This is a genomic window from Cupriavidus sp. SK-3 (genome assembly GCF_000611145.1).
In the GTDB taxonomy this organism is placed as follows: Bacteria; Pseudomonadota; Gammaproteobacteria; order Burkholderiales; family Burkholderiaceae; genus Cupriavidus.
In genome coordinates this window covers 1-11,395 of record NZ_JFJV02000125.1, presented here as the reverse complement: position 1 = coordinate 11,395, position 11,395 = coordinate 1, and the positions used below count along the sequence as shown (strand labels likewise).

7 protein-coding genes are annotated in these 11,395 nt (G+C 67.3%); 5 read left to right on the top strand and 2 right to left on the bottom strand.

Annotated features, from left to right (window positions below):
• Nucleotides 1-177 precede the first annotated feature (177 nt).
• Nucleotides 178-1,053, bottom strand: a complete 876-nt coding sequence (locus CF70_RS12645) for a ferritin (protein WP_035864907.1) — start codon at nt 1,051-1,053, stop codon at nt 178-180.
• 445 nt (nt 1,054-1,498) lie between these two features.
• On the opposite strand from CF70_RS12645, the gene smc reads away from it, so the two are divergent.
• The 5 genes from smc to CF70_RS12620 all read left to right on the top strand — a co-directional run bounded on the left by smc (nt 1,499) and on the right by CF70_RS12620 (nt 10,345).
• A complete protein-coding gene (gene smc / locus CF70_RS12640) occupies nt 1,499-5,014 on the top strand; it encodes a chromosome segregation protein SMC (protein ID WP_035864905.1) in 3,516 nt (1,171 codons plus the stop codon).
• On the top strand, nt 5,011-6,390 hold the full coding sequence (locus tag CF70_RS12635; protein ID WP_035864904.1) for a cell division protein ZipA C-terminal FtsZ-binding domain-containing protein: 1,380 nt from the start codon (nt 5,011-5,013) through the stop codon (nt 6,388-6,390). The genes smc and CF70_RS12635 overlap by 4 nt, the downstream gene beginning before the upstream one ends.
• A 34-nt stretch (nt 6,391-6,424) precedes the next feature.
• On the top strand, nt 6,425-8,548 hold the full coding sequence (ligA, locus tag CF70_RS12630; protein WP_035864902.1) for an NAD-dependent DNA ligase LigA: 2,124 nt from the start codon (nt 6,425-6,427) through the stop codon (nt 8,546-8,548).
• A complete protein-coding gene (def, locus tag CF70_RS12625) occupies nt 8,545-9,078 on the top strand; it encodes a peptide deformylase (protein ID WP_035864901.1) in 534 nt (177 codons plus the stop codon). Before ligA ends, def begins: the two co-directional genes overlap by 4 nt.
• 121 nt (nt 9,079-9,199) lie before the next feature.
• On the top strand, nt 9,200-10,345 hold the full coding sequence (locus CF70_RS12620; RefSeq protein WP_051648341.1) for a hypothetical protein: 1,146 nt from the start codon (nt 9,200-9,202) through the stop codon (nt 10,343-10,345).
• An 88-nt stretch (nt 10,346-10,433) separates the two neighbouring features.
• Here the strand turns inward: CF70_RS12620 and CF70_RS12615 are convergent.
• Nucleotides 10,434-11,395 (bottom strand): pseudouridine synthase (locus CF70_RS12615; protein WP_035864899.1); only part of this gene is annotated, 962 nt, incomplete at its 5' end.

The following is an 11,395-nucleotide window of genomic DNA, read 5'->3' as shown; positions in this document are numbered from 1 at the left end:
TGGCTGGCGCCCGAGACGCTGAGCTGGAAGGAGGCCGCCGGTGGCCTGTGCATCGTGGCGGCCGGCGCCTTGTCCGGGCTGGTGCACCGCGCCAGGGCCCGCGCTGCCGGCGGCGAGGGCGTAGCCGGGGATCCGGCGCTGCAGCCGCAATAGCCTGCGGCTTGGCCTGGTAAAGGCTTAGTAAAGCATCGCCCGCGAGACAACCGCCACCAGCGGCCTGCGAATCGCGCGTTCGACGCCCGCGGGCAGGTGCAGCGGGCGCAGCAGCATCTTGACTGTCATTTCGATCGGCAGGTTGCGCCGGATTACCGCGCTGACCCTGGAATTGAGCTTGCGCACGTCTTTCTGTGGAATATGCTCGGTGCCGCGCTCGATGCGCAGCACATTGCGCAGTGCGATCTCCGCGTCTTCGTTCTTGATCTCCAGCAGGCGGCGCACCAGCGCGCCCAGCACGCGCAGGCGGCCGAGCCGTTCCGCGGCGTTGAAGCTGTTGAAGTAGCGGTAGAAGTGCTTGTAGTGGCGCACTTCGTCGTTGGCGATGCGGCGCGTCAGGCTGCGCAGCACCGGTTCGTCGCTGGCTTGCTCCAGCGCGCGGTAGAGCGCCGCGGTGCCGGTTTCGACTACACATCGGGCGGCCATTTCAAGTGCTTCCGAAGACTCAAAATTGTCCACCGAGCAGGTGTGGCGGTATTCCTCGAAGAACCGCGCGTAACCGCGTTCCCAGCCGAACTCCGGCCAGACCTGTTCCACGTAACGCCGCAGGGCCAGGCCGTGCTGCAGTTCCTCGGCCTCCCAGTGTTCGGACAGCCAGCCGGAAGCCTCCGGATGGGCGGCGTAATAGCCGGCCAGATTGCCGGCGTATGTGTCCGAGCCGCTCTCAACGAAGGAGGCGGACACCAGCAGGTAGAACAACTCCCGATCGGGCCGCACCCGGGCGATGTCGATCGCCCCGAAATCGATCTGGCTTAGAGACCAGGGTAGCGCTTTTGCCGTGGGATCGGCAGCCTGGCCGGGCGGGCATTCGTGTGATGTCGCCGGTGTGTAGGCGGTCATGCTGGACACTCCCAGAAGAGTAGCGAGGCAGGCTTCGCGTTGTACCGGCGAGAGATGGCGTACTGGCCTCGGGACGAAGGGCGCAATGGGCATCAAAGATCACGCTGACAGTGAAGAGACTAGCATTTACCCTCGGAAGTTTCCCGCGGGGTGCACCAGGCAGTGTCGTTTCCGGCAGTACAAGCGCTCCCTGGCATGCGAAACGTCACCCCGGAGTGTGGGGCGGGGACTGTACAAGGTGCATCGGAAATGGCTCAAACACCCTTGGGAAATGGCTTCCGCTTAGCCCGGAAAGCGCGCGGACGCGGAAGGCGCGATGGTATGATTAGCGCCAACTATCGGGCACAAGAGCCAGGCATGGGGCGCAAGCGGCACGCGTCGCCTGGCTTCTCGTTGGGCCCGGCTTCCTGAACGCTGCATTACGCTAAATACCCCACGACCAACCGTGCGACTGTCCTCGATCAAACTGGCGGGCTTCAAGTCCTTTGTCGATCCCACCAATTTTCAAGTGCCCGGCCAGCTGGTCGGCATCGTCGGTCCCAACGGCTGCGGCAAGTCGAACATCATCGATGCGGTGCGCTGGGTGCTGGGTGAGTCGCGCGCCTCCGAGCTGCGCGGCGAGTCCATGCAGGACGTGATTTTCAATGGCTCCACCGCCCGCAAGCAGGCCGGACGCGCCAGCGTCGAACTGGTGTTCGACAACCCCGAGGGGCGTGCCGGCGGGCAATGGAGCCAATATGCCGAGATCGCCGTCAAGCGGGTGCTGACCCGCGACGGCACGTCCTCGTACTACATCAATAACCAGGCCGTGCGCCGCCGCGACATCCAGGACATCTTCCTGGGTACCGGCCTGGGGCCGCGCGCCTACGCCATTATCGGGCAGGGCATGATCTCGCGCATCATCGAGGCCAAGCCCGACGACATGCGGATTTTCCTGGAAGAAGCCGCCGGCGTGTCCAAATACAAGGAGCGCCGCCGCGAGACCGAAAACCGCCTGTCCGACACACGCGAGAACCTGACCCGCGTCGAAGACATCCTGCGCGAGCTCGGCACCAACCTGGACAAGCTCGAAGGCCAGGCTGAAGTGGCCCAGCGCTTCAAGACGCTGCAGTCCGACGGCGAGGAAAAACAGCACCTGCTGTGGCTGCTGCGCAAGCGCGAGGCGCAGGCCGAGCAGGAACGGCACACGCGCGCCATCGAACAGGCGCAGATCGATCTCGAAGCCCAGACCGCGCAGTTGCGCCACGTCGAGGCCGAACTCGAAACCATGCGCGCCGCGCATTATGCGGCGTCGGACAATATGCACACCGCGCAGGGCGCGCTGTACGAAGCCAATGCCGAGGTCAGCAAGCTGGAGGCCGAGATCCGCTATGTGGTGGAATCGCGCAACCGCGTGCAGGCACAGATCGCCGCGTTGACCGCGCAGCGCGAGCAGTGGCAGGGCAAGGCCGAGCAGGCCACCGACGCGCTCGCGCAGGCCGAGGAAGAACTGGCGGTGGCGGAAGGCCGCACCGTCGAGGCACAGGAGGCGGTGGTGCACAAGACCGACGAACTGCCCACGCTGGAAGCCCAGTGGCGCGATGCCCAGACGCTGTCCAACGAGCAACGCGCCAGCATCATGCAGGCCGAGCAGGCGCTCAAGCTCGAAGCCGCGCAGCAGCGCAGCGCCGACCAGATGCTGCAGCAGCTGGAACAGCGCCGCGAGCGCCTGTCCGGTGAGGAGAAGGGGCTCGACCGCCCCGATGAAATCCGCCTGGAAGAGCAGCGCGCCGAACTGGCCGAGCAGGAAGCCGTGCTGGAAGAAGCGCAGGCCATCCTGGCCGATTCCGCCGAAAGCGTGCCGCGCCTGGACGCCGGGCGCCGCAGCGCGCAGGAACGTGTGCAGAGCGAGGCCGCGGCGATCGCATCGCTGGAAGCCCGCCTGGCCGCGCTGAAGCAGCTCCAGGAGAACGTACAGACCGAAGGCAAGGTGCAGCCGTGGCTGGCCAAGCACGGCCTGGCCGAACTGCCGCGCCTGTGGAAGAAGATCCATATCGAGCCGGGCTGGGAAAGCGCGCTGGAATCCGTGCTGCGCGAAAAGCTCGCCGCGCTCGAAGTCTCCAACCTGGACTGGATCAAGTCCTTCCTGTCCGACGCGCCGCCCGCCAAGCTGGCCTTCTACTCGCCGCCGCCGGCCGCACGCCCGCAGGAAACCCCCGCCGGCCTGCGCCCGCTGATGGCGCTGGTGCAGATCACCGAGCCGGGCATCCGGGCCGTGATGCAAGACTGGCTGGCCGATGTCTATACCGCCGCCGACATGGCTTCGGCGCTCGCCCAGCGCGCCACGCTGCCGGAAGGCGCATCTTTTGTCGTGGCCGAGGGCCACCTGGTGGGCCGCAGCTCGGTCCACCTCTACGCTGCCGATTCCGAGCAGGCCGGCATGCTGGCTCGCGAGCAGGAAATCGAGAACCTGCAGAAGCAGGCGCGCGCCCAGATGCTGCTGTCGGATGAGGCCAAGAGCCACGCGGTACGCGCCGAAGCCGCCTACACCCAGGCCAGCGCCGCTCTGACGGAGGCACGCGGGCGCAGCGAGCAGGCCACCCGCCGCGTGCACGCGCTGCAGATGGACGTGCTCAAGCTGTCGCAGGCCATGGAGCGCTATGCCGCGCGCAGCGGCCAGATCCGCGAGGAGCTGGCGGAAATTGGCGCGCAGATCGAAGAGCAGCGCGCCATCCGTGCCGAATCCGAAGCCAGCTTCGAGCATCACGACGCCGCGCTGGCCGAAATGCAGGCCACGCACGAAGACCACCAGATGGCCTTCGAGGCGCTGGACAGCAAGCTGTCTTCGGCACGGCACCAGTTGCGCGATTTCGAGCGCGCGGCGCAGGAAGCCCTGTTCGCCGAGCGCAATCTTGCCAACCGCATCGAAGAGCTGCGCCGCAATATCCAGACCGCCGGCGACCAGTCGGAGCGCCTTGCCCAGTCGCTGGAAGACGCGCGCGCCGAACTGGAAACCATCAACGAGCAGACCGCGCACACCGGACTGCAGGACGCGCTGGAGCGCCGCGCCGAGAAGGAAGAAAAGCTCGGCCTGGCCCGCACCGAGCTCGACGCGCTGTCGGCGCAACTGCGCCAGTACGACGACCAGCGCCTGGCCGCCGAACGCAGCCTGCAGCCGCTGCGCGACCGCATCACCGAGTACCAGCTCAAGGAACAGGCCGCGCGCCTGAACCAGGAGCAGTTCAGCGAACAACTGACCACTGCCGAGGTGGACGAGACCGCGCTGGCCGAGAAGCTGACCCCGGACCTCAAGCCTTCCTACCTGCAAGGCGAAGTCACCCGCCTGAACAACGCCATCAACGCGCTTGGGCCGGTGAACATGGCGGCGCTGGACGAGCTGGCGGCCGCGCGCGAGCGCAAGACCTTCCTCGATGCGCAATCGGCCGACCTGATCGACGCCATCACCACGCTGGAAGACGCGATCCACAAGATCGACCAGGAAACCCGCGCGATGCTGCAGGGGACCTTCGACCAGGTCAACCACCACTTCGGCGAGCTGTTCCCGTCGCTGTTCGGCGGCGGCCAGGCCAAGCTCATCATGACCGGCGACGAAATCCTCGACGCGGGCGTGCAGGTGATGGCGCAGCCGCCAGGCAAGAAGAACTCGACGATTCACCTGCTGTCCGGCGGCGAGAAGGCCCTGACCGCGATTGCGCTGGTGTTCGCCATGTTCCAGCTCAACCCCGCACCGTTCTGCTTGCTCGACGAGGTGGACGCGCCGCTGGACGATGCCAATACCGAGCGCTACGCCAATATGGTGGCGCGCATGTCGGACAAGACCCAGTTTGTTTTCATTTCCCACAATAAAATCGCAATGGAAATGGCACACCAGTTGATTGGCGTGACGATGCAGGAGCAAGGCGTCTCGCGTATCGTCGCCGTGGATATGGACGCAGCGATGTCGATGGCGGAGGCAGCATGACGCTCCAGACTGCCCTTATCGTGGCAGGCATTGTCCTGCTGCTGCTGGTGGTGGCTTATAACCAATGGCAGATCCGCAAGGCGCGCCGCCCGCGCGCGCTGCAGCCCGAGGACGACCTGCCGCCGATGCGCGAGCCGGTGGTCAGCCCGGTGGTGACGCCGGAAGTCAGTGCCAAGCTGCACGAGCCGCCGCCCGCGCATGTCGTCGAGCGGCGCGAGCCCACGCTGTCGGGCTCGCCGCTGGATGCCGCCGCCGTGGCGGCCGGCATGGCCGCCAGTTCGGCGGATGCCGATGAAGCGGTGGCCGACGAAGTCGCCATCGCCGCCGCGCCGGCATCCGGCCATGCCGCCTCGCGCAAGCCAGCGGACGCCGAAGGTGTGCAAGCCGCGGCTGGCCAGGCGGTGGCGCAGGCGCACGCCGAACACGGGGGGCATGCCGAACACGCAGCGCACGAGGAAGGCGATGACCACGCGTCCGCGCAGCAGGAAGCCGCGCCGCGCAAGGAAGCCTATGTCGAGCCCGCCGTCCCCGACGGCCAGCCCACGCCCGCAGTGATTGATCCGCTGATCGACTGCATCGTGCCGCTGCACCTGGAGCGCAAGAGCTCCGGTGACCGCATCCTGCCGCTCACCGGCCGCCTGCGCCGCGCGGGGACCAAGCAGGTGCATATCGAGGGCCTGCGCGCCGAGGCCAATGCGTGGGAAGCGGTCACCGCGGGTCACCAGTACGAAGACCTGCAGGTAGCGGTACAACTCGCCAACCGGGGTGGGGCGCTCAATGCGCTCGAGTTTTCCGAGTTCGTCAACGCGGTGGAAGCGCTGGCGGAGTCGCTCGATGCGTCTGCCGAGCTGCCCGACATGAGCGAGACGGTCGCCAACGGCCGCGAGCTGGATGGGTTTGCCGCGAGCTGCGACGTGCAGCTTGGCGTCAATGTGATCTCCGACGGCGCGCCGTGGTCGGCCGCCTACGTGCAGACTGTGGCGACCCAGGACGGCCTGGTGCTGTCGCGCGACGGCACCCGCTTTACCCGCTACCAGGCCGGCGCCGATGGCGTGCAGCGTGCCTTGTTCACGCTGCAGTTCGGCGACACCAACTTCCTGCGCGACGATCTGACGGCCAAGGCTGGCCGCCAGATCACGCTGCTGCTCGACGTGCCGTCGGCGGCGCAGGCGACCAAGCCGTTCAAGACGGTGTGCGAGTATGGCTACAGCCTGGCGCAGCGCATGGGCGCGCAACTGGTCGACGACAATATGCGGCCGCTGAGCGAGTCTTCCTTCGTCGCCATCTTCGGCCAGCTGCAAACGCTCTACGACAAGCTCGAGGCGCGCGGCATGCCCGCGGGCTCGCCCGTGACCCTACGTTTGTTCAGTCTCTGAAACAGCAGTACGACATCGGATCTGGTCATTCAGCATGAGTTCCCAACGAGAAGGTGCGGCGGCGCAAGCCCCCCCCCCCGCCCCTGCCGGCGATTCTCCCGCCGCGCGCGCCGACTGGCTGCGCGCCGAGCTGGAGCGGCATAACTATCAGTATTACGTGCTCGACGCGCCGTCGGTTCCGGATGCGGAATACGACGCGCTGTTCCGCGAGCTGCAGGACATCGAGGCGGCCCATCCCGATTTGCTGACGCCGGAGTCGCCCACCCAGCGCGTGGGCGGACAGCCGCTGTCGGCTTTCGATTCGGTGCGCCACGCCATTCCGATGCTGTCGCTCAACAACGCCTTCGAAGACGAAGATGTGGTGGCATTCGACCGCCGTTGCGCGCAGGGGTTGGGGCGGACCGCGCCGGCGGAGGGCACGGCCGACCTGTTCGGCTCGGCCGATGCCGTGGAGTATGCCAGCGAACTGAAGTTCGACGGCCTGGCCATGTCCTTGCGCTATGAAGACGGCCGGCTGGTGCAGGCCGCCACGCGCGGTGACGGCGAAACCGGCGAAGACGTAACCGTCAACGTCCGCACCATCAAGGCCATTCCGCTGCGATTGCGCGGGGCGGCGCCGGCGGTGCTGGAAGTGCGAGGCGAAGTCTTCATGTATCGCCGCGAATTTGACAAGCTCAACGCGCGGCAGGCCGAGGCGGGCGAAAAGACCTTCGTCAATCCGCGCAATGCCGCTGCCGGCAGCCTGCGCCAGCTGGACCCACGCATTACCGCCAGGCGACCCCTGTCGTTCTTCGCCTACGGGATGGGCGAACTGCAGGGTGCGCCGCGCCCCGACACGCATGGCGCCATGCTCGACTGGTTTGCCGGGCTTGGGATGCCGGTCTGCGCGGAACGCGCGGTAGTGCGCGGCGCCGAGGGGCTGCTGGACTTCTACCGTGGCGTGGGCGAGCGCCGAGGCAGCTTGCCGTACGACATCGACGGCGTGGTGTACAAGGTCAATGCGCTGGCGGAGCAGGAGCAGCTCGGCTTCGTGTCGCGCGCGCCGCGCTTTGCCCTGGCGCACAAGTTTCCCGCCCAGGAAATGACCACGGTGGTCGAGGACATTGAAGTGCAGGTTGGCCGCACCGGCGCCATCACGCCGGTGGCACGGCTGGCGCCGGTGTTCGTGGGCGGCGTGACCGTGACCAATGCCACGCTGCACAACGAGGACGAGATCCGCCGCAAGGACGTCCATATCGGCGATACCGTGATCGTGCGGCGCGCCGGCGATGTGATTCCGGAAGTGGTGGCGGTGGTGCCGGAGCGCCGGCCCGCCGATGCCCGCGCCTTTGTCATGCCGACAACGTGCCCCGTGTGCGGATCGCATATCGAAAAACTGGAAGGCGAGGTGATCGCGCGCTGCACCGGCGGGCTGATCTGCGCGGCGCAGCGCAAGCAGGCGCTGCTGCATTTCGCGCAACGCCGCGCCATGGATATCGAGGGCCTGGGCGACAAGGTGGTCGAGCAACTGGTCGACCTGGGCATCGTGCATACGCCCGCCGACCTGTACAAGCTCGGCGTCGCCAAGCTGGCCGCGCTGGACCGGATGGCCGACAAGTCGGCCACCAACCTGGTGGCGGCCATCGAAGTGTCGCGTGAGACCACGCTTAACCGCTTTATCTTCGCGCTGGGCATCCGCCATGTGGGCGAGGCGACGGCCAAGGACCTGGCCAGGCACTTCGGCAAGCTGGATGGCCTGCTGGCCGCCGATGAAGCCGCCTTGCTGGAGGTCAACGACGTAGGCCCGGTGGTGGCGCAGTCGATCGCCAACTTCCTTGCCGAGCCGCACAACGTGGAAGTCATCGAGCAATTGCGTGCGGCCGGCGTGCATTGGCAGGAAAGCGAACCGGCGGCGCGCGCCGCGCCCGCGCCGCTGGCCGGCAAGACCTTCGTGCTGACCGGCACGCTGCCCACGCTGTCGCGCGAGGCCGCCAAGGAAATGCTGGAAGCCGCCGGCGCCAAGGTGGCCGGTTCGGTGTCGAAGAAGACCGACTACGTGGTGGCCGGCGCGGAAGCCGGCAGCAAACTGGAAAAGGCCGAGGCGCTCGGCGTGCCTGTGCTTGACGAGGCCGCCATGCTGGCCTTGCTGGCCGAGATTCAAACCGGAGATCAAGGATGATCCGTGACATTCTAAAGATGGGCGACCCACGCCTGCTGCAGGTAGCGCGCCCGGTCACGCGCTTCAATACGCCGGAGTTGCGGCTGCTGATCGACGATATGTTCGACACCATGGATCACGCCAACGGCGCCGGCCTGGCCGCGCCGCAGATCGGCGTGGACCTGCAGGTGGTGATCTTCGGTTTCGATCGCAATCCGCGCTATCCGGATGCGCCGACCGTGCCCAAGACCGTGCTGATCAATCCCGAGCTGACGCCGATTGGCGAGGAGCAGGACGAGGCCTGGGAAGGCTGCCTGTCGGTGCCGGGCTTGCGGGGCGTGGTGCCTCGCTATACCCGGCTGAAGTACACCGGGTTCGACATGATGGGCGCGCGCATCGAGCGGGTGGCGGAGGACTTCCACGCGCGGGTGGTGCAGCATGAATGCGATCACCTGCAGGGTATCCTTTATCCCATGCGAGTGCGGGATTTCACGCGATTCGGCTTTACCGAGGTACTGTTCCCCGAGTTGCCTCCCAATAGCGACGACTGATCGCTTCGCCCGGCGCGGCGGGGGTCTTCCCGTCGCCGCTCGTCCTGGCGCGGTGCGACTTTACCGACGAGAATGGCGCGGCGGCCAGGCGTTGCGCCGCTTCGCTATCAGGAGACGGGACATGAGGACATTGCGCCGTGGGCATTACGCGCTGATCGCGCTGCTTGCGCTCGCAGTTGCCGCGCAGTTTGGCTGCGCGGCGACCGGCCTGGACAACGCTGCCGCGCAGGCCAGGCCGGCAACCGCCGCGGCGCCACAGGCGGCGGCCTCCCAATGGCAGCGCGTGAAGCTTGGCACGGGCGCGCAGACCTACGATTTCCCGGTCTATGCCAACCATCCGCTGGACGGCGATCTGAGCGGCATCCGCGAGGTGATCTTTGTTCAGCACGGGCTGCAGCGTAACGGCGACGACTACTTCGCCGCCGGCGCGGACTTGCTCAGGCAAACCGGGCGCAATCCCGGCGAGGTGCTGCTGCTGGCGCCCAATTTCCCCGGCACGCCGGACGCGGCCAAGGGCAAGGTCTTCGACCATATGCCGGTGTGGAGCGTGCAGGGCTGGATGGGCGGCGAGGATGCCCTCAACCCACCGTACTCGACCAGCTCGCTGCAGGTGCTGGACGATCTCGTCGGCATGGTGACCGACAAGCGCCGCTTTCCCGCAGTGACCCGCGTGACGCTTGCCGGCCATTCGGGCGGCGCGCAACTGGTGCACCGCTATGCGGTACTGAACAATGTCGACGAGCGCATTCGCGCGGGCGGTATCGACCTGCGCTACGTGGTGGCGAACCCTTCTTCGTATCTCTATTTCACGCCGGAGCGCCCGAGCGGCAAGGGCTTCACACGCTATGACACGGCCATTTGCGCGGACTACGACAAATACCGGTACGGCATGCGCGACATGGTCCCGTATGCGCGCGGCGCGACGGGCGACGCGCTGTTCCGCCGCTATCTGCAGCGCCAGGTGACCTATCTGGTGGGGACGGAAGACAACGACCCCAACCACCGCGTGCTCGACAAGGCCTGCGGCGCCGAAGCCGAAGGCCCGACCAGGCTGGAGCGGGCGCGCGGCTACCTGCGCTACGAGCGCTATCTGGCCGCCCCGTTGGGCAGCCAGCGCCCGCCGGTCCGCCACCAGGCTTTCGAGGTGGTCGGCGTCGGCCATAACCAGGGGCGCATGCTTGGCTCGCAATGCGGGGCGAAAGCGGTATTCGGGCTGGCGGAGACGGCTAATGCCGATGGCGCGGCCTGCCGGGCGCCGCAGCTATGAGGTGACGGGAGTGGGGCAGGGCGCTGGCACGCGCCGATCAGTGTGAACGCTGGCGGCCACCTGGCCGCCAGCGTTCAAGGCAAGGCGCTCAGAATTTCTCGAACGCGCCGAGGAAGCGCCACTGGCCTACCGGCAGGTCGCCCAGCACGATGCGGCCCATGCGCACGCGCTTCAGGCCCACGACCCGCAGGCCGACCTGTTCGCACATGCGGCGGATCTGCCGCTTCTTGCCCTCGCGCAGCACGAAGCGCAATTGCTCCTCGTTCTGCCAGCTGACCTTGGCCGGCTTGAGCGCCTCGCCGTCCAGGGACAGGCCGTGGCGCAGCTTCTCGATCAGCTCCGCGGGGAAGACTTTCGAGATGTCGCGCTCGACCAGGCCTTCGGGCGAATCCCAGCTCACCCGCACCAGGTATTCCTTTTCCACCGTCGAGTCTTCACCGATCAGGTGGCGCGCAACGCGGCCGTCCTGGGTCAGCACCAGCAGGCCGGTGGAGTCGATGTCGAGCCGGCCGGCGGGGGCCAGGCTCTTGCGCTGCCACGGGGCGAAGCGCTTGCGGGTGGGGTCGAGTTCCCACTGGTTCTCCGGCGCGAACAGCACCGCGGCCGGCTCATAGCCGTCCTCGGCCTGGCCTGACACGTAGCCGACGGGCTTGTGCAGCAACACGGTCACGCGTTCGCCCTGCTCGGAGCGGGCAGCCTGGTGGATCTCGATGTTGGCGTCTGGGCTGATGCGCGAGCCGAGTTCAGTGACGGGCTGGCCGTCGACCAGCACCCAGCCGCGCGGAATCCATTCGTCGGCTTCGCGGCGGGAGCACAGGCCGAGTTCCGACATCCGCTTGGACAGGCGTACCAGGCCATCTGAGCTGGGCTGGGGCGCGTGCCGCGCGGGCGCGGTGCGCTCCGCGCCCGTGCCCTGGCCGGCATCGTGCGCGCGGCGCGGACGGTCTTGTCCTTCGCCGGGGGCGAAGTTGCGCGGGCGATCTTTGCCTTCGCCGGCAAAGCGGCGGGGGCGATCCTGGCCTTCGCCGGGGCCGAAACGGCGCGGACGAT